Source organism: Vibrio sp. SCSIO 43132, from assembly GCF_019904195.1.
GTDB classification, from domain to species: Bacteria; Pseudomonadota; Gammaproteobacteria; order Enterobacterales; family Vibrionaceae; genus Vibrio; species Vibrio nigripulchritudo.
This window is the reverse complement of record NZ_CP063200.1, coordinates 2172875-2191238: the sequence shown is the minus strand read 5'-3', so window position 1 is coordinate 2191238 and position 18364 is coordinate 2172875. Positions and strand designations below refer to the sequence as shown.

Here is an 18364-nt window from a genome sequence, read left to right as displayed (position 1 = left end):
TATATCAAATAGATTCATTAAGTAAAAACTATTGGATAATTTGCTTGGTATTATTGATTGTTAATATTTATATCTATTTCAGATATTTAAAATTATTTTGAGTTTTACTGAGATTGAAAAGTGCAATCCATTAATAGGAAAAGCCATATCTAAATATCCCCCTTTATCTAATATGGAATTGTGATCCTACACTCGAAGGGAATATGAAAATGGAACAGGATAAACAAAAGATATTTAGAGATGCTATGTCGAATCTTGCAGCTGCAGTGAACATTGTAACCACTGGAGGAAAGGCTGGCTTAGGCGGTATTACTGCCACGGCAGTATGTTCAGTGAGTGATAGCCCAGCAACCATGCTGGTATGCGTAAACCAACAAAGTGGCAGTCACGATAAGTTCCGAGAAAATGAGAATGTTTGTATTAACATTTGCAGTCAGGAACAAGAGCCTATGTCGTATCATTTTGCGGGAATGACAAAGCTGACCATGGATGAACGTTTCCAGTTGCCGGATTGGACGCTCTCTGAAATTGGTGTGCCAAAACTGGATGGTGCGATTGCAAACCTCGAAGGTAGAATAAAGTCTGTTAATGAAGTGGGTACGCATTCTGTATTTTATGTAGAAATTGAAGATATCAATATTAACTCAAGTAAAGACGCCCTTATTTATTTTAATCGAGAGTTTAGAACGGTTAAAAATGAACAAGCAACGGCGGCTTAAATTAAAAGTACCAATCATTCTTTTAAAAATACAATAATGTGAGACGAATTATGAATACTCAAAACCCTTTACTTGAAGAATTAAATAAGATTCTCCCAACCATTGCCGAAAATGCTGCCATGGCAGAGCGAGACAGAACCCCTCCGGAAGTGAACATTCGGCTTCTAAAAAGCATCAATTTCCACCGTGCCTTGCAGCCAAAAGCTTACGGTGGTTTAGAAGTCTCACTTCCGGAGTTTACCAATTGTGTAGCAGCGTTAGCTGGCGCGTGTGGCGGAACTGCATGGGCAGCGAGTTTACTTGCTACACACAGCCACCAGATGGCGATGTTCTCTCAGCAAGCGCAAGAAGAGTTCTGGGGAGAAAATCCCGATGCTACGGCAAGCAGCAGCATTGCACCGTTTGGCAAAATTGTGGAAGTAGAAGGTGGAGTACTGTTTAACGGGCATATGCGCTGGAGCAGTGGTTGTGACCACGCCGAATGGGCGATTTTAGGTTTCTGGCGCGAAGGTATTCAGGGGGAACGCATATACTCATTTGGCGTTGTGCCAAGAAGTGAATATGCCATTCAAGACGATTGGTTTGCGGCAGGCATGAAATCCAGCGGAACCAAAACCTTAATCTTAGAAGACGTGTTTATTCCTGAACATCGTATCGAAGCAGCTAAAGATATGATGGAAGGCAAATCTGCCGGGTTCGATTTGTATCCTGACAGCAAGATTTTCTATGCTCCTTACCGTCCATATTTTGCCTGTGGCTTCTCAGCGGTGAGTTTAGGTATTGCCGAGCGCATGCTGACCGTGTTCAAAGAAAAGACCCAGAACCGTGTTCGTGCATACACAGGAGCGAATGTGGGTGCCGCAACCCCTGCGTTAATGAGGCTGGCGGAATCGACCCATCAGGTGAACGCCGCGCGCGCATTCTTGGAAAAGACGTGGGAGGAACATAAAGAGTACGGCGAACAGAAACGCTACCCAGACCGCGAGAAGCTCGCACATTGGCGTACCAATCAGGCGTATGCCGTTAAAATGTGCATAGAAGCGGTTGATCGCTTATTTGAAGCAATGGGTGGGAATTCTTGGTTTGAAGACAACGAAGCACAGCGGCTGTTCCGCGATTCTCACATGACTGGTGCTCACGCATACACCGACTATGACGTGTGTAAGCAGATCTTTGGGCGTGAATTGATGGGGTTAGACCCTGATCCAACTATGGTTTAATGGTTCTTTTTATTGCTTAGAGCAAAATTATCCAATTAATTTTGATGCGCGGTTCGCTTTTTTTTCAAGAGCGAACCGCGTTTTCGTTGTCGCTAACCCAATGAATAGAAAAGAACATTTTTTAAGTTCGAAGTAGAGCACTTATGCATCAAATGTAACAGATGAGAATAATTCTCAATATTTTGTTGACAATGAAAATGAGAATGACTATTGTTTACCTGTCGGCGGGGAGAAGAAAACAGTTTGTTCCTAACAAGCCAATTCTTAATTCCGTTTGACACGACATTGCTCACATTGCTTCCAGTGTAATTTATAGCTTTTGGCAAGGTTGAAAATTTTCAGTCTGCCTCATTTTTGCTAAGCGACTCATGGTTATGAGTCGCTTTTTTCTTTTCTGCGTTCCAGAAATAGACACCCTCTACACGACTAAATCTGACGCTACCTGCCATATAACCTAGATTGGTTATAAAGTGTGCAATTAAACCTAAAATTCCCTCTAATGATAGTTGAGCCACATCTCAGACCCATTCTCTATGCTAACTTGTTGAATATGGGCGGCTTAATTTTGTCGCCTTTGTGTCGCCACATAGCCTAATCAGGCTCTGTCAATGGATAGAGAAAACAAGAACTAAAATCTAGTGTAAGGAGGCGTTATGGGGATCAAAGAACTGGTATCAGACGACTTATACGTTCAAGCTTTAACGGAAGATTTTGAATATTCGTCAACCAAGACTATAGAGCCGATCGACGAGATTGTAGGACAAGAGCGCGCGCAAAAAGCCGTAGAGTTCGCTATGTCCATTAAAGAGAAAGGCTACAACATTTACGCGATTGGTCGTAACGGCTTAGGTAAGCGCACCATGGTGTTGCGTTATCTGAATCGTCACCCTGTCGACAATGAGTCAACTTTCGACTGGTGCTATGTCGCCAATTTTGAAGATATCCGCACCCCTAAAGTGCTTAAGTTGCCTGCTGGAGTCGGTAGCCGCCTGAGCAAAGACATTGAAAAGCTGATGACTAAACTGGTCAAAGCCATGCCGTTGGCTTTTGACAATGAAATCTACTATTCACGTGCTGATAAGCTGAAGAACCAGCTTGCTGCCAAACAGCAAACCGAGCTGGAAGGCATTAGCAAAGAAGCGAAAGAGCGTGGTATCAGCTTAACTATCACCAACCAGGGTGATTACCAGTTTGTGGCCATGAATGGAGAAGATCTGCATACCGAAGAGTCTTTTGATGAACTCACATTAAAAGAGCAGGACTATTTCGATAAAACCATCGATTCGCTGGAAATCTCCTTACGCTCCATGGTCCGTCAGTTGACGGAGTGGGAAGAAGCGTACACTGAGAAAATCCACAAGCTGAACAGTGAAGTGACGCTGGATGTAATCAGCCATTTCATTAAGCAACTGAAAAAAGACTATTCCGATTTCTCGGAGGTGAAAAAGTATCTGAGCGAGTTGCAAAAGGACATCATCGAGAACGTCGATATCTTCCTTGAAGAAGCCAATGAACACGGTGAAGTCTCTACCGCAGCACTGGATAAAAAACTGCCGCGCCGCTACAAAATCAACGTGCTTGTCAGCCAGAAAGGTGAGAATTTCCCAATCATCGTGGAAGACAACCCGAACTATCACAGTTTGTTCGGTTATACAGAAACCGCGACCTTTAAAGGAACGGTGTTTACCGACTTCTCCCTAATTCGTCCTGGTAGTCTGCATAAAGCCAATGGTGGCGTGCTGCTTATGGATGCGGTGAAGGTTCTGGAACAACCTTATGTTTGGGATGGTCTGAAACGAGCCCTACGCGCGCGCCAACTCAGCCTGACCTCACTGGAGAAAGAGTTAACACTAACCGGTGCGGTTTCACTCGATCCAGAACCGATTCCGTTGGATGTGAAAATTATCCTGTTTGGTGATTACCGAACCTATCAATTGCTGCAGCACTATGATGCGGAGTTTGGTGAACTGTTCCGTGTGACCGCTGATTTTGAAGATGAGATGACGCGAACACCGGAAGCGGAGCTTCATTACGCGCGCTTTATTTCCAGTATCGTGCACGATAATGGCATGCTGCACTGCGACAAAAAAGCTATCGCCAGAATCATCGAGCACAGTTCCCGCCGGGCAGGTGATTGCACTAAGCTTTCACTGCATTCAGCGCATATCGCCAACCTGCTGCGCGAATCAAACTACGTAGCTCGTGCGGCGAAATCGAACTTGATTCGTTCAAGCCACGTTGAACAGGCTCTGGCTAGCCAGGAGATGCGAGTAGGCAGGCTGAAAGACAGTGTAATGGAAAGCTTTACCAACGGAACAACCCTAATCAAGACGGAAGGGGAAGCCGTGGGGCAGGTGAATGCGCTGTCGGTACTGAGCACCAGCGATCATATGTTTGGGGCACCAAACCGAATCTCAGCCACTACAGCCTATGGTGACGGTGAGGTGATCGATATCGAGCGTAACGTTGATCTCGGCGGTAACATTCACTCTAAAGGTGTGATGATTCTGTCGGCTTACTTAGCCTCCGTATTTGGCAAAACCGCTAGAGTGCCGTTAACCACTCACATCACGTTTGAACAGTCGTACGGTGGGGTAGATGGCGATAGTGCCAGCATGGCAGAGCTATGTGCCATTGTTTCGGCGTTCTCTAAATTGCCAAACCGCCAGGACATCGCGATTACGGGTTCAATGAACCAGTTCGGTGAGTCTCAGCCGATTGGTGGGGTTAACGAGAAAATCGAAGGCTTCTTCGACGTATGTGTGATCAAAGGGCGTAACTCGTCGCAAGGTGTCATTATCCCTCAAGCCAACGTTCATAACCTGATGTTACGCGCTGATATTGTAGAGGCGGTAGAAAAAGGCGAGTTCCACATCTGGGCGATTGAACATGTAACCGAAGCCATCGAAATCTTTACCGGGAAGAAACCAGGCGATTTGGGTGATGAAGGTGCTTACCCAATCGATTCGGTGTTTGGCATTGCTCAAGCGAAGCTGAATGCGCTGCGTAAGTGATAACTGATGATCAGATTAAAGGGGCGAAAGCCCCTTTTCTTTTAGCTCGTATTTACCATGTAAATTCTAAAATTGGTTAACTAAGAATTTGTCGTGACTCCCCTCTAGCAATCAGTTAGCGCAAGTGGTCACTACACAGGTTCTCCATTACTGTATTAAATAACCTGAACTCGGAATAACAACTTGCTTTCTAATGGCTCTTTTCACCTAATACTGCGTTGAATCCTCTCCCAATAACCCGTTATTGGTTCGTGGTTTCGCCTTGTCTTAAGTGAAAATTTCTCATTAGAATGTCTCGATAGAAATTTTCATTTATTTTAATGGTTTAGCTAACCTTTTATCCCGAGAACAGGTTAAATATTCACTTTTCCAAACTTTCTTTGAGTGTTCAGAACAATGTCGGGAAAAGATGATAACGCTCAATGAAAAGGTGACTTTATCTATCCGAAATGCGCGATTCTCCAGTACTCACCAATTATAAAAATCCCCAAACTGGTTTCGCATTTCGTTTTTGCAAGGATCTAACATGTACAAACTTGAAATATTTTGTCAGCCAGACCAAAAAGACAAGGTGCTCAGTACACTGCACGAAGCTGGCGTCGATAAAATTGGCAACTACGATCACTGCTGGGCGATTGGCTCTGTCACAGGGTCTCATCGAGCGTTGCTTGGTTCCAGTCCCGTATTAGGTGCTATCGGTGGAGTAGAAAATTACCCACTGCTAAAAGTTGAAATAAACGTGGAACGTCAATTCGTACAGGGCATCGTTGCTCAGTTAAAAGAGTGTTTAGGTTGGGAAGAACCATTGGTTAACGTATTGAAATTGCACAACAACGAATTCGATTTTAGTTAGCGCTTTAACTCTGAATCATGGAAGGTTTTATCAGGAGGAATCATTGAAAGTCGCGATATTGGACGATTATCAGAATGCCGTCACTCAACTCAGTTGTTTTGATCTACTGAAATATCACGAAGTGACCGTTTTCAATGACACAATAAAAGATCCAGAACGTCTCGCAGAGAGGTTACAGCCTTTTGATGCATTGGTTTTGATTCGTGAAAGAACAGAAATTACGGAAGCACTGCTTTCTCGTCTACCCAACCTTAAGTTGATTAGCCAAACGGGAAAAATCAGTAACCATATCGATCCAGCTCTATGCCACCGATTTGGAGTCGAAATTGCGGAAGGAAAAGGTTCGCCTGTCGCGCCATCGGAATTGGGCTGGGCTCTGATTATGGCAGCGTCGCGCCATATCCCTTCGTATTCGTCTCAATTAGCCCGAGGGCAATGGCAGCAATCGTCTATGGGGTTGGGGCGAACATTACACGGTCAGACTCTAGGTATTTGGGGATACGGAAAAATAGGTCAGCGTATTGCGCAGTTTGCCAAGTTATTTGATATGCAAGTGATGGTATGGGGCAGTGAAAACTCACGCCAAAAAGCGGTGAAAGATGGCTTTCTCTCGGCGAATTCTAAGCAAGAGTTTTTCCAGACTGTAGACATTCTTTCTCTCCATTTGCGTTTGAATGAAGTGACCAGAGGCTTTGTGCGACAAGAAGATCTGGCGGAGATGAAAGCCGACTCTTTGTTCGTGAATATTAGCCGCGCAGAGCTGGTTGAGCAAAATGCACTTTATGAAGAACTGGTCCGTGTACCCACCAAACAAGCCGCCTTGGATGTGTTTGAAAACGAGCCAGCAACGCCCGAGAATGAACCTCTTTTAACCTTACCAAATGTTGTTGCTACTCCCCACCTAGGCTATGTGGAGCAAAACAGCTACGAGCTCTACTTCCAGATTGCGTTCGAAAACGTCGTTGCGTTTGCTAGCGGTCAACCCAAGAATTTGGTGCCTAAAGATAGTGAGTTAACAGAATAGAAAGTTATGAATACCTTATTTCCTCCTAAATTAAATAAAGGGGAGAAGATAGCATTCTTTTCTCCTTCGTCGCCTGCCACTGTTTTCGCACCTAAGAGATTTGAACGCGCTAAGAAATTCCTTGAGAACAAAGGTTTTGAATTGGTAAGTGGTTCATTGACTGGCCAGTCAGATAAGTATCGTTCAGGGTCCATTCAAGCACGAGCGGAGGAGCTAAATTCGTTAATCCGCGACCCGAGCGTGCGCTGCATAATGTCTACCATTGGTGGTAACAATAGCAATGCACTTCTCCCATATATTGATTACGACGCGCTGAAAAAAGATCCAAAAATCATCATTGGTTATTCGGATGTTACGGCACTTCTATTAGGTATTTATGCAAAAACTGGGCTAGTCACCTTTTATGGTCCTGCTTTAGTGGCATCTTTTGGTGAGCTTTCTCCGTTGGTTGATGAAACATATGCATCTTTTGAGCAATTTCTGGTACGAAGATCTTCTGTTCCGTGCCCCTATCAAATGCCAGAAAACTGGACTGATGCTCGTATTGACTGGGAAACTCAAAATGCACCAAAACCCGTTTCAAAGAATCAGTGGGCTTTCTTGGGAGAGGGGAAAGTATCTGGTCGAGTGATTGGAGGAAACCTCAATACCATGGCTGGGATTTGGGGTAGCCCGTTTATGCCAGAAGTCCGTTCTGGAGACATACTTTTAATCGAAGACAGTTTGAAAGGGATTGAAACCGTAGAGCGATCATTTGCTCATTTAAAAATATGTGGGGTGTTCGATAAAGTATCGGCAATTGTATTGGGCAAACATGAGCTGTTTGACGATAAAGGTACAGGTAGAACACCACTGGGCGTCCTAGTTGAAGTATTAAACGGTCAACGAGTGCCTATCTTGTACGGTTTTGACAGTTGTCATACACACCCTATGTTAGTGGCACCTCTGGGTGTGGAAATGTCGATAAATTTTGATGAGAAGACAATCAGTATTGAGTCACCATGGATCTTAGACCAATGAACTTATCAACACTGCCTATTCAGGCTCAGTTAATTGAAGATGCGGTTAACGCATTTGAGCCCAATCAGGATGCTTTAGCTGCGATTCTTGTTGGCTCATTGGCAAAAGGAACTGGTGACAGAGTTTCGGATGCCGACATTTTGGTGTTTACTCGTCATGGCTTCCATCGGACATGTCAGGCTGCTTTCGATGCGTTTGAGACGGGAAAAGATATCTTCTATCGATTGGAGGGCAACCACAGCGATAAGGCTTGCTTTCGAAAGTACCTGTTTGGTGACATGACCAGTGCCGAGATTCATGTACTAGATGAATCGGAAGCGTTTCCAGTTTGTAACCCTTACCAGATTCTATTTGATAAAGCGGATATTGTTCCGCCAAGAGTTGTTGAAACCCCTCCACCAGAGCATAAAGACTTTCCGGTTTATACCAATGGTGATGAGGGGCTGATTTGGGAGCTGTTTGATTGCATCAAATGGTTAAGCCGCGGAGACAATCAACTGGCGAAAGGATACCTCAAGCGATTAGCTGAAAAACTATGACCGATTGAACTGACTGCGAAAGTCAGAAGGGGTCATGTTTTTGCTGCTTTTGAATTGTCGATTGAAGTTGGACATATTATTGAAGCCAGAGCGCTCAGCAACCAAGGAGACAGGGATTTCAGTGTTGACCAGCAATTCACAGGCTTTTCCAATGCGAAATTTCTTCAGGTGTTCTGAAAAACTCTCTTTAAAGTGCTTTTCAAACAGGCGATAGGCAGAACTTTCACTCATATGAAGGCTCTGGCAAAAATCGTGGATCTTTATCGGCTTATCATAGTGACTTTCAATGTACCGTCTGGCAGCCTCAACCCGATTGAAGCTCTCGTCCGGCTCTTTCATTCTCTCTATCGCGTAGCTTGAACTGGCTAATGTTTTGGCTTGTTCATCTTCCGCCAGAACCGTCAATGCTTCTAATACGGAGAACAGTTGCTGATGAGCGGACTGAGTTTTGTATCCTTTGAGAATGTTATGAACCGCTGCCCCAGTTTGTGAGGAAAACTCCAGTCCTTTATATGACCTTCTAAGCATGGGTTTGAGGTGTGTCAGTTCAGGAGCGGCTTCGATCAATTTGTCTATCCAGCTTTGAGTAAACCAGAGAATTAAGGTGGTGTGGGCACGAGTGGCGTCTGCTTTGGAGCGCCCAGAAATCATATGAGGCAAACCCGGTCCATATAGTAACAATGTATTGTGGTCCACGTTGCCTATATGGTCGCCTGCAAAGTAATTTCCATTGAAGGATTGCCCCGGATCGATATAAAGCACCAGTTCGTATTCAACGTGATAATGCCAGGCGCACGTAAACCCACTTTTAGGTACATCGCACACATAATCCTGGATTTTCCAGTTGAACTGAGTTTTATCGCTTATCGCTTCTACAAAAGGGCGCATGAACTTTCCAAGTATTCAAAATCGGCTGAGCTCATCATATTGTGTACTGTATTTTTCTGTCAAAGTGAAAAGGAAATTTGAAGGAAAAGTATCGACAGACGACAGATTTATACCAATCTATCAACATATATTGAGTAGACTTATTTTTAGCCACTGACTTCCCCTCGAGTCGGTGGTTGTTTATGTCGGAGTGGCCACTCTGCGTTTTTAAAATGCAATCTGAAAAAAACAATAAAACGAAAAGGATAAGGTCTATGTGGAAAGATCGAACCGTCTTACTCTTTATGTTTACGACGTTCGCTACAGGTTTGTGCGGGTCATTTTTCTTCCCGTTATCAAGCCTGTTTATGGTTGAAGCGTTGGAAGCCACTCCTGCAATGTTAAGTGCCTATTTGGTACTCACCGTTTTTAGTACAGTGGTGGTATCTCAGTTTATCGCTTACTACTCTGATCGTGGGTGGAGCAGAAAGGTCATTTTGCTGGTTGCGTTCACCTGCTATCTCATAACGGTTTTGGGCTTTGCATTTATCCGCGATTACTACCTGGCAGTTGCCATTGCTTTTGTCTTTGGCAGCGTTGGTGGCGCTATCTATGGTCAGGCATTTGCTCTTGCTAGGGAATACGCCGATGAATTCCTGGCTGACAAAGCCACAACGTTTTTATCTTCTATGCGTGCTGCGATGGCGCTTGCCTGGGTTTTCGGACCGCCAGCGGCTTTTATTGTGAAAGCGGAATTTGGTTTTGCGGCGACCTTTATGGTTTCGGCGGTGGTGATCGTGGCGACGATTGCGGTTATCTTCTTTTTTCTCCCTGACGGGGTCATGAAAGAAGAACAAACAGAAGATTCGCCAGTATTAATCCCTTGGTACAAAAAAGCCCCCATCGTTTTGTTTTGCTTCGCGATGTTGATGACATTTTTTGCCAATGGTCTCTACGTAACGGCAATGCCTTTATATGTGACCAAAGAACTGGGCTTGGGTGACAGCTGGCCTGGGACTTTTTACGGCGCCGCGGCACTTTTCGAGATCCCGATTATGCTGGCAGCAGGTTGGCTAGCCACAAAGTATGGCAGTAATAGAGTGCTGGCGGTGGGGTTAGTCTGCGGAATGTTGTTCTTTGCAGGTATGCTCTACGTGGTTTCTCCATGGCAGATTATTGCAATGCAAGTTTGCAATGGCGTATTTGTAGGGGTAACGGCAACTCTTGGAATGGTGGCGCTTCAGGATATGATGAGGGATCAACTGGGTGTTGCTTCGACTCTGTTTTCCAATGTTTTGCAAGGCAGTACGCTACTGTCTAGCGTCGCTATCGGTGTAGTTGCGGGTGTGTACAATTTTTACAGCACTCTTTACCTGAGTCTGGCAGGCACGATTCTGGGGCTGATGTTCTTGGTGTTCGCTGCTCTGAGCGCCAACAAAACCCAAGAAAGCGCTCAATTGGCGACAGAGTAAAATTAACAGACCTTACGCAATTCGCGATATATGTGCAGGTTCTTCGTTTTTGAGCTGGGGTTCGTATTTGGGCAGATTTTCTGACTGATCGACAGGAGGAGACTCTTTCTCCTCCATCAAATGAATGAAGTAAGCAGAAAGCAGGAATGCCAGCGACACAAGAACCAGAACCTTATTCATAGACTCCCCCTTCAATTCGCATCGGAATTCAAAATAGGGTTTACGAAAGTGCTCAAACCCTAATGATAATTATTATTAGAAAATAATGAATTTTTTGTTAGGATCAATTCGGTGTAACGTATTGTAAATTATAGTCTTTTCTAATTACCTAGATAAAAGTCGATGTAACATTTTGATAATAATGATAAAAGAATCACTAATTGTTCATGAAATAATTCGGCTTACGTTCGATAAATGTGAGTAATTTCAAAAAATTCGGTCGGCTTCATGTATTTATATGCCGTAAATTGCACTTACTGAATGGTTTACACAAGATACCGGATTGTTTTAGGGACAGTTGGAGTTTTATATGGATATGACTACTACCCTGGCTATCACCATTCCGCTGGTGCTGATTTTCTCGATACCTGTGATTGTTATTGCCATCATTGCCAGAAATCGACGGAAAGAAAAAGCTCGTCAGGAATTTATCGATCACTTTCCATTCGAAAATCATCTTCCAGACAGGATCAGAAAAACTTATCCACACCTAACAGATTCCGGGATTAAGTTTGTTATTCAAGGGTTGAGAGATTACTTTCATATCTGTAACGCTGCGGGTGGGAAAACGGTCGCGATGCCTTCACAGGTTGTTGATGTAGCGTGGCATGAATTCATTCTTTCTACCAAGGCTTATCAGCGTTTTTGCCAAAATGCACTTGGTCAGTTTTTACATCACACACCAACCGAAGCCATGGCGTCACCTACGGTGGCTCAAGAAGGAATAAAGCGCGCCTGGAGGTTAGCTTGTCGGCGAGAGGGGATAGATATCCGTTATCCAGCCAAACTTCCTTTGATATTTGCCATTGATGCCATGCTGAATATCGAAGACGGATTTCATTACACCCTGAATTGCGATGGTAAGAAAAGCGACCAATATTGTGCCTCGCATATTGGTTGTTCGGGCTCCGCGGGCTGTTCGTCTGATACTGGAAGTAGCTGTGGAGGAAGCAGTTGCGGAGGAGGAGATTAGTGGGCAGAAGAAAAGTACTCGTATCGGGTTCAAACGGGTATGTAGGGCGACACGTTGTCCGTCAATTTGAATCCTGTGGGTGGCAAGTCTTCACACTGCAAAGGGGAGAGTTACAGAGTGAACAAGATGTTCGTCTTGATGATACGGGCATGCACGGCTGCTTTGATGCCGTTATCAACTGCGCAAGACCCCATTGGTCTGAACATTCGCCAGATGAAATTGCTTCTGTCGAGCGAGCTCTTTTAACCGCTTTGAATGCCTTTGCTAAAGAGGGAGCAACCAAGGTTCATACATCTGGTGTCTGGTTGTTTGGAAAAGCCAGTCCTTCAGAGCTGAATGCGTTTCAAATTAAACCGTTTGATATTGTTGCACCAGATGAGAAGACCATTTATCAAGCGAGGCAAGATCTTTGGAAAATTGTCTATTGTCCCAGTCTTATCTACGGAGGGGAAAGCTGTCAGCTCTTCAGAATCTTGAGTGAAAATCCCGGGAAAGAACTTAAATATGCGTCGCCATCTCATGGTTTTAACCGCTATGTGCATGTCGAAGATGTTGCCGCTTTTTACCAAACACTGGTTGAGTCTCAGCCAGATGAGGCTGAGTACTTCATTGCTGAAGAGCGAGGATACACACCAGAAGACTATGCAAAGCTTTTACTTAATTCAGGGTATATTGAAGCCGCTATTCCGGTAAGCTGGGAGAAGTTCGAACAACAACATGGCAAAGATGCGGCTGATATAGAAAAGCTGAATATCCAGCCGGTTGTCACCACACTTTTTAGAGCCCGCCATTCTCTGGCAAATTACTTGGAAGATCAGAGCTTACAGTATGCAACGAAACCAACCACCTGAAAATGAAGAACTCTGGCGTGCTTTCTATCAGAAAACGTTAAACAGAAAGCCTTCTCCCTGGACAAAGCGCGCCATAGACCTCAACCGAACGGGATACAAAGTCGCTGTAGATTGTGGTTGTGGTACAGGAGCGGACATTCATTATCTATCTAACTCGGGCTATCAGGTGCACGGGTTTGACATACAACCCGAAGCGATTCGAATCTGTCATGAACGCTTTAGTGAAAATGCGTTGGTAGAGGTCGAAAACAACAGCTTTGAAGAGTACGACTACCCTTCTTGTGGCGTGATGATAGCCATGTCCAGCTTGTATTTTGCCGATCCAAATCGGTTTGAATCCACATGGCAAAGAATATCTGACAGTCTGGCATCTGGAGGTGTTTTTGCTGGTGGCTTTTTAGGACCGGAAGACTCTTGGGTGAGTGAACCGGGGAGAGTTGTCACACCACTTCGTCGAGAACAAGTCGAATTGTTATTTGAAGGCTATGAGATCATAGAGTTTCATGAAAGAAATGAACCGGGTAAAACCAAAATTGGTAATCTCAAGCACTGGCATACATTTTTTGTCTTAGCAGTAAAAAGATAGAGGCAGCAGACTCTGGTATTTCGACCTCATTAACAAGCCAGAGCGTAGCCTGAATGAGAAACCAGATCTGAAAAACACGAATAAAAAACTTCATCAAAACTGGTAGAAGTCTAAGGCTAGGTATATGAAACAAAAATTTGATCTTCTCAGAGGGCAAGGTGGCGTTTTCTTTGCTGTGAACGGAATGACTGCCTTGTCGTTTGCGTTTGTCCTTCCAATCATGAGTCTGTTTATGGTCAGCGGTTTGAACGCCGATCCCGTCTACCTTGGTTTGTACACCACCACCTATTCGATTATTACCATCTTCGTCAGCCAAAAGCTGTTGGGGCTGATAGACAAAGGTGTGTCGAGTAAATGGATATTTATATTAACTCTTTTTGGGCTGCTGTTATCCGCTTTGTCTTTTTCTTTGGCGACTGAGTTTTGGCACGCCCTACTGGTAGGAGTGTTCTTTATGCCATTTGCCTCGTCTTCAATTCCCGTCATCCTTTCTATGATTCGCCGTTATGCTGATGCCACTGGAAAAGACAGCACTAAGTTGAACTCGCAAATGCGATCTTCCGTTTCTCTGCTGTGGATTGTTGGACCTCCGCTGGCGTTTTTCTCCGTTGATAATCTTGGTTTTCAGTCTAACTTTTACGTTTCTGCGGGCATTGCTTTTACGGTGATATTGTTAGTTTCGCTTTATCTTAAACCGCATCAATCATCTAGCCCCAAAAAGAAAGCAGATGAAGCTGAACCGAGCACCAAAATGCCCGTTACCATCTGGTGGCTAGGTGCGGTAATGGTTATTGCTAACATCGCGAACAGCAGCTATCTCAATACCATGCCTTTGTATCTTACGAAAGAGCTGGGGTTTCCCGATTCTTATCCGGGTATTTTACTTGGACTAACGGCTGCGGTTGAGATCCCGGTTATGTTAATGGTTGCCACATGGTCAGCGAGAATAGGCAAGTTAAAAGTGATGGGGATTGGTTTCGCCGTTGCCATTGTGTTTTATTCGGGCATGTTTTTGTTTTCCTCAATGCCAGTATTGTTAGCACTGCAACTTCTTAACGGTCTGTTTTTTGGTATTTTTGTTGGGCTTGGCGTCACCATCATGCAGGATCAGGCGCCTCACAGCATCGGAAAAGCCTCGGCAATCTATACCAACTCAATGCTGATAGGCACTATGATTGGCTCCAGTTTGATGGGGCTGATTTCACAGTACTTTGGGTTTAAAGCACCGCTTATGTTGTGTGCTGGCAGTATTATCGTGGCGGCGATACTGCTTATTGTGAGTGAAAAGAAAATTCAGTCTTTCACTACCCGTGAGCAAGCGTTACAGGCAGAAAATGGCTAAGGAGGCACAGTGGACATATTGATTGAGCAGGAAAAAGCGTTGCATCAACCTGGCGTGCGAAAGAATGGAGAAGAAATTCATCGGCTTTTGCACCCCGAGTTTGTCGAAGTTGGCAAGTCCGGCGTCACATACAACTTTGAAGATATGCTCAAAAATATGGAGCAGGAACCAGATACCCAACCTCCCGTTCACTCTCAAGATTTTGTTTGCATGACTCTTAAGCCATCGGTTCAGATGCTCTTGTACAAAACCGCTTTAATCAATGAACAGGGCGAGTATTTCGACCATGCCAAGCGTTCTTCTATATGGATGTTTACTGGTGAGGGCTGGCAATTGGTCTATCATCAGGGAACCTTATGTGAAGCATTTGAAGTGACTCAATAAAAGGGAGGGATTATGGGACAACAATCCGCAGAGCTATCGGACAAGCATATCGAGTTTATTCAGAAGCAGAAAATCTACTTTGTGGGTACTGCTGGTGAAACGGGCACCGTTAACTTATCGCCAAAAGGGGGCGACTCGCTTCGTGTAATCGACAGCAAAACCATCGCCTGGCAGAATTTAACAGGGAGCGGTAATGAATCCGCAGCCCATGTGCTGCAAAACCCCAGAATGACCATCATGTTCTGTGCATTCGAAGGCTCGCCGCTGATCCTCAGAGCGTACGGAAATGCGCGAGCTATCCATTCAAGCGATGAAGACTGGTCAAACTACGTTGATCTGTTTCCCCATAGTGTCGCAACCCGTCAAATCTTCTTGCTCGATATTAATTTGGTTCAGGCATCCTGTGGTATGTCAGTACCGTTTTATGACTATATCGGTGACAGAGAAGAACTGGCGAAGTGGTCAGAAAGACAAGGGGAAGAAGGAGTCAGAAAATACTGGCTCAAGAAAAATCAGCACAGCATAGACGGTTTTGAAACCGAAATCGTCAAACGCGCGGGTTTGGAGACGGAATAATGAAATTGCCCCGAGAATACGGGGCAATTTTTTAACTTTTCATAGAGCGTTCGAATCAAGTCAATCGCTTTTTGCCAGATCCTGGGCGATGCTTCTCCAGTCATTTATTTCTTCTTTGAAGTGCGCTTTCTGTTTGTCGTTCATCAGATTAATGACTTTGGCAATGCGTTCGCTGGCAAGTTGCCTGTTAAATTCAAGTTTCTGTTTCAGTTCCTCGGTGTAGAAGCTTTCTGGGTCATCAAATATTCTGAAGAAAGTAGATTGGAAGTAACTGGCTTCGTCACGGCGTTTGAATAAAGTGTTGAGTTGTTCGAACATGACTTCGTCGTGTTTTGCCCAGTCAAAATACGTAATTTTGATGTCCTGTGACCAGTCTTTGATGATGGCTTTCTGTTCCTTGGTGAGCTTGCCAATCCAGTCTTCAAGGTTCTCTTCCATACGTTCCTGATAGGTTTCTCGCCTCTCTTCTTCCGTTTTGTCGTTGTTTTCTTCGCGAAACTCTTTGTTTTCTTTGGCGGTATTTTCCATCAATTCATCGATCTGCTCTTGGTCGAGTTGGCTGACAAGCGCATAAATATTGGGTGATGCCTTAGTTATAATACGTTCTGCATGTTGACGAAATTTCTCAATCTGAGTATGAATATAATCAGCATCCACCGTTTCGGGATTCATTTTTTCCAGTTCATTCAAGTGCTCGATGTAACGGGGGAGTTCTTCTGAGCGATGCCAGTCACTGAGTTTTTGAACGCTCAGTTCAATAATGTCTTCCTGATCTGAGGTAAGGGAAACGTAGTCCTCGATATGATCAATCACTATCCAGTCGAGGTTGCTATAGATTAATTTGGTGGTACATCCAAAAAGCCCAAAAGCGAAGACAAGTGGGAAAAGACGTTTCCAGAGCATAGCGATTCCTTGCTGATTTAATTCTCAGGGATGTTACTCAAGCAAAGGATTGAACCTAGACCCGAGCATCAAAGGGTATATCTAAAATATACTTTCTTTATGACATCCTAGATCAATGTGCGTTCCATCGGTTATGAACCAGATTCTTCCGTTTACAGCTCAGAAATCCACCACCATTGATTTACGCATGGCGTTTTATAAGTGAGACAATTTTTATTGCGTCATAAGTGAAACAGGTTTTATATTGCTATAATTTGCAAAGTGCATTTGCAATTTGCGAATGTCATTGTATTTTGTGGCGATTTTTTGAGAGATATGATGGGATTTCGAACAAAAATGTGATCTAAAAAGTTGGCACGGTTGCTGCATTATTAAGAGTGACCCTTTTTAAAGCCGAGGGTCACCTAGCCAACTGACGTTGTTAGTGAACCGATATTTGTTCACAATTGATTTAGCCACCCGCGTTTTGCGTGTGGCTTTTTTTCGTCTGAAGGTTATGTCAGGAATGTTGACGGGCGTTACGGGGTGATTGGGATAGCGTAATGGATACAGGATGCCTCTGAGTTTTCTTTGTACTCTGGTCCGTAGATTTCCAGATCCGGCCCCAGCGTGTGAACACAGTTCTGATTCAGTAGCCAGTTGGAATAGATGTAATTGACACTCTCGTCTAATGCCTGCGGGTAGCCTCGATGAGCAAATTTGGCATAACGCGCACCTGGTATCCTGACCAGTGAAAATCCATCAGGCAGTGAGGTATCCGGTTCTACCTGAACGGCAGCGTAGTATTCCAGCAAGTCCGTGTTGTCGTGGACGGGCTGAACAACACCGTAGGCGGTTGAACTGTCAATCAGATTGCCGAGTTCCTGAATTCTGGGAAGAAAGTCATTCCAAAGTGCCGGGAGCTTATCGGCGATGTTGTTCTTATCTGAATCTGAACTGTGAAAGCGGGTGTGCAAACCAGCAAGCCACATCTCAGGTTGATGATAAAACTCTGGCAAGGTTTCGGAATTGCGTGCCAGTTGTTTTAGATAATCGGCGGTGATTTCATTTTTCTTCAACCACTGCTTTTTGTGTTCAACATGGCGGTATTGGTTAGGATTGATTCCAAACAGCGACTTGAACGCACGGGTATACGCTTCCTGAGATTCATAACCCGCGTCGAGAGCAATATCAATGATTCGGTGATGGTCGGATTCGAGCGCAGCAAGAGATTGCGAAAGCCGGCGATTGCGAATGTAAGTTTTCAAGGTTTCACCAGTCAGCGCTTTAAATATTCGTTGAAAATGCCACTGGCTCATTCCTGCGGCTTTTGCCACTTCATGCAATTCGAAACTGCTGCTTAGATGTGCTTCGACAAAGGCAATTCCTGCCTGTATGCGCTCGATGTATCTCAAAATCAGTTTCCTTGTTCTGGGACTTCAAAAAATCCGGTTTCTGCAATCAGCTTTCCCTGTTCGTTGTATTCACCGAAGCTGATGCCTTCTCCCAATATTTCACCTTGGCGATTGCACATATTCCACTTGGCAACGCTTTTGTTATGGTGGCTTAAAAAATAGGTGGTGACAAAGTGCCCGCCATCTATTTGCTGGTGAAAATCCAGCATATACTGCACAAGATCGTCTTTTGTTCGAGCCTGCGTCAGAGGATCTGTATATACCGATTTTTCAGCCAGGCACTGGTCAAACAACGCCAGCTTCTCTTCTGCTGTTTCCACTTTCCAGCTTTGTACGTACGTTTCCCAAGTATCTCGATGTTCCATGGTGTGTCTCCGTTTTTGTTTAACCCTTGTATTTTGAACTGAG

19 protein-coding genes are annotated in these 18364 nt (G+C 44.4%); 14 read left to right on the top strand and 5 right to left on the bottom strand.

What is annotated here, in order from left to right; all coding sequences use genetic code 11:
* Positions 1-209: 209 nt before the first annotated feature.
* From hpaC to INR79_RS28060, 7 genes are all read left to right on the top strand, one after another.
* A complete protein-coding gene (hpaC, locus tag INR79_RS28090; RefSeq protein ID WP_004406431.1) occupies positions 210-719 on the top strand; it encodes a 4-hydroxyphenylacetate 3-monooxygenase, reductase component in 510 nt (169 codons plus the stop codon).
* Positions 720-769: 50 nt separating this feature from the next.
* Positions 770-1939 carry a p-hydroxyphenylacetate 3-hydroxylase oxygenase component gene (locus INR79_RS28085; protein ID WP_022562061.1) on the top strand — a complete coding sequence of 390 codons (1170 nt, stop codon included), beginning with the start codon at positions 770-772 and terminating at the stop codon, positions 1937-1939.
* Between the two features lie 653 nt (positions 1940-2592).
* Positions 2593-4953, top strand: coding sequence for a Lon protease family protein (locus INR79_RS28080; protein ID WP_223098388.1), 2361 nt, complete (start codon positions 2593-2595; stop codon positions 4951-4953).
* 526 nt (positions 4954-5479) lie between these two features.
* On the top strand, positions 5480-5806 hold the full coding sequence (locus INR79_RS28075; RefSeq protein ID WP_223098374.1) for a hypothetical protein: 327 nt from the start codon (positions 5480-5482) through the stop codon (positions 5804-5806).
* A gap of 43 nt (positions 5807-5849) precedes the next feature.
* Positions 5850-6830, top strand: a complete 981-nt coding sequence (locus INR79_RS28070; protein WP_223098372.1) for a D-2-hydroxyacid dehydrogenase family protein — start codon at positions 5850-5852, stop codon at positions 6828-6830.
* A 6-nt stretch (positions 6831-6836) separates the two neighbouring features.
* A complete protein-coding gene (locus INR79_RS28065; RefSeq protein ID WP_223098370.1) occupies positions 6837-7850 on the top strand; it encodes a S66 peptidase family protein in 1014 nt (337 codons plus the stop codon).
* The gene (locus tag INR79_RS28060) at positions 7832-8389 is read left to right on the top strand and encodes a nucleotidyltransferase domain-containing protein (RefSeq protein WP_038146948.1); all 558 of its coding nucleotides are present in this window, start codon (positions 7832-7834) and stop codon (positions 8387-8389) included. The genes INR79_RS28065 and INR79_RS28060 overlap by 19 nt, the downstream gene beginning before the upstream one ends.
* On the opposite strand, the gene INR79_RS28055 is transcribed toward INR79_RS28060, so the two are convergent.
* Complete coding sequence (locus INR79_RS28055) at positions 8384-9277, bottom strand: helix-turn-helix domain-containing protein (protein WP_004406416.1); 894 nt, start codon at positions 9275-9277, stop codon at positions 8384-8386. The genes INR79_RS28060 and INR79_RS28055 overlap by 6 nt on opposite strands.
* Before the next feature lie 254 nt (positions 9278-9531).
* Here INR79_RS28055 and INR79_RS28050 point away from each other — a divergent pair, with 254 nt between their 5' ends.
* Positions 9532-10728, top strand: a complete 1197-nt coding sequence (locus INR79_RS28050; protein WP_004406413.1) for a sugar efflux transporter — start codon at positions 9532-9534, stop codon at positions 10726-10728.
* Between the two features lie 12 nt (positions 10729-10740).
* Here INR79_RS28050 and INR79_RS28045 read toward each other — a convergent pair whose 3' ends face one another.
* A complete protein-coding gene (locus INR79_RS28045) occupies positions 10741-10908 on the bottom strand; it encodes a hypothetical protein (protein WP_004406411.1) in 168 nt (55 codons plus the stop codon).
* Positions 10909-11257: 349 nt separating this feature from the next.
* On the opposite strand from INR79_RS28045, the gene INR79_RS28040 reads away from it, so the two are divergent.
* The 6 genes from INR79_RS28040 to INR79_RS28015 all read left to right on the top strand — a co-directional run bounded on the left by INR79_RS28040 (position 11258) and on the right by INR79_RS28015 (position 15659).
* Entirely contained in the window at positions 11258-11920 is a 663-nt protein-coding gene (locus tag INR79_RS28040; RefSeq protein ID WP_022591407.1) for a glycine-rich domain-containing protein, read from the top strand.
* On the top strand, positions 11920-12771 hold the full coding sequence (locus INR79_RS28035; RefSeq protein WP_223098367.1) for an NAD-dependent epimerase/dehydratase family protein: 852 nt from the start codon (positions 11920-11922) through the stop codon (positions 12769-12771). Before INR79_RS28040 ends, INR79_RS28035 begins: the two co-directional genes overlap by 1 nt.
* Positions 12749-13357 carry a class I SAM-dependent methyltransferase gene (locus tag INR79_RS28030; RefSeq protein WP_223098364.1) on the top strand — a complete coding sequence of 203 codons (609 nt, stop codon included), beginning with the start codon at positions 12749-12751 and terminating at the stop codon, positions 13355-13357. The genes INR79_RS28035 and INR79_RS28030 overlap by 23 nt, the downstream gene beginning before the upstream one ends.
* Positions 13358-13481: 124 nt before the next feature.
* On the top strand, positions 13482-14699 hold the full coding sequence (locus INR79_RS28025; RefSeq protein WP_223098361.1) for a sugar efflux transporter: 1218 nt from the start codon (positions 13482-13484) through the stop codon (positions 14697-14699).
* 9 nt (positions 14700-14708) lie between these two features.
* The gene (locus INR79_RS28020) at positions 14709-15083 is read left to right on the top strand and encodes a DUF4440 domain-containing protein (RefSeq protein ID WP_022562049.1); all 375 of its coding nucleotides are present in this window, start codon (positions 14709-14711) and stop codon (positions 15081-15083) included.
* Positions 15084-15095: 12 nt separating this feature from the next.
* Entirely contained in the window at positions 15096-15659 is a 564-nt protein-coding gene (locus tag INR79_RS28015; protein ID WP_022605931.1) for a pyridoxamine 5'-phosphate oxidase family protein, read from the top strand.
* Positions 15660-15719: 60 nt separating this feature from the next.
* Here the strand turns inward: INR79_RS28015 and INR79_RS28010 are convergent, their stop codons facing one another.
* From INR79_RS28010 to INR79_RS28000, 3 genes are all read right to left on the bottom strand, one after another.
* Positions 15720-16562, bottom strand: a complete 843-nt coding sequence (locus tag INR79_RS28010) for a DUF6279 family lipoprotein (protein ID WP_223098358.1) — start codon at positions 16560-16562, stop codon at positions 15720-15722.
* A 518-nt stretch (positions 16563-17080) separates the two neighbouring features.
* A complete protein-coding gene (locus tag INR79_RS28005) occupies positions 17081-17956 on the bottom strand; it encodes an effector binding domain-containing protein (protein ID WP_223098356.1) in 876 nt (291 codons plus the stop codon).
* A 2-nt stretch (positions 17957-17958) separates the two neighbouring features.
* On the bottom strand, positions 17959-18321 hold the full coding sequence (locus tag INR79_RS28000; RefSeq protein WP_022591417.1) for a nuclear transport factor 2 family protein: 363 nt from the start codon (positions 18319-18321) through the stop codon (positions 17959-17961).
* Positions 18322-18364 lie beyond the last annotated feature (43 nt).

What these genes read in the sequence shown, in the direction of transcription:
- INR79_RS28075 (WP_223098374.1), top strand. Translation starts at nt 5,480, where the DNA reads ATGTACAAACTTGAAATATTTTGTCAGCCAGACCAAAAAGACAAGGTG.
- INR79_RS28080 (WP_223098388.1), top strand. Translation starts at nt 2,593, where the DNA reads ATGGGGATCAAAGAACTGGTATCAGACGACTTATACGTTCAAGCTTTA.
- INR79_RS28085 (WP_022562061.1), top strand. Translation starts at nt 770, where the DNA reads ATGAATACTCAAAACCCTTTACTTGAAGAATTAAATAAGATTCTCCCA.
- INR79_RS28025 (WP_223098361.1), top strand. Translation starts at nt 13,482, where the DNA reads ATGAAACAAAAATTTGATCTTCTCAGAGGGCAAGGTGGCGTTTTCTTT.
- hpaC (WP_004406431.1), top strand. Translation starts at nt 210, where the DNA reads ATGGAACAGGATAAACAAAAGATATTTAGAGATGCTATGTCGAATCTT.
- INR79_RS28040 (WP_022591407.1), top strand. Translation starts at nt 11,258, where the DNA reads ATGGATATGACTACTACCCTGGCTATCACCATTCCGCTGGTGCTGATT.
- INR79_RS28010 (WP_223098358.1), bottom strand. Translation starts at nt 16,562, where the DNA reads ATGCTCTGGAAACGTCTTTTCCCACTTGTCTTCGCTTTTGGGCTTTTT.
- INR79_RS28060 (WP_038146948.1), top strand. Translation starts at nt 7,832, where the DNA reads ATGGATCTTAGACCAATGAACTTATCAACACTGCCTATTCAGGCTCAG.
- INR79_RS28065 (WP_223098370.1), top strand. Translation starts at nt 6,837, where the DNA reads ATGAATACCTTATTTCCTCCTAAATTAAATAAAGGGGAGAAGATAGCA.
- INR79_RS28030 (WP_223098364.1), top strand. Translation starts at nt 12,749, where the DNA reads ATGCAACGAAACCAACCACCTGAAAATGAAGAACTCTGGCGTGCTTTC.
- INR79_RS28015 (WP_022605931.1), top strand. Translation starts at nt 15,096, where the DNA reads ATGGGACAACAATCCGCAGAGCTATCGGACAAGCATATCGAGTTTATT.
- INR79_RS28000 (WP_022591417.1), bottom strand. Translation starts at nt 18,321, where the DNA reads ATGGAACATCGAGATACTTGGGAAACGTACGTACAAAGCTGGAAAGTG.
- INR79_RS28055 (WP_004406416.1), bottom strand. Translation starts at nt 9,277, where the DNA reads ATGCGCCCTTTTGTAGAAGCGATAAGCGATAAAACTCAGTTCAACTGG.
- INR79_RS28045 (WP_004406411.1), bottom strand. Translation starts at nt 10,908, where the DNA reads ATGAATAAGGTTCTGGTTCTTGTGTCGCTGGCATTCCTGCTTTCTGCT.
- INR79_RS28050 (WP_004406413.1), top strand. Translation starts at nt 9,532, where the DNA reads ATGTGGAAAGATCGAACCGTCTTACTCTTTATGTTTACGACGTTCGCT.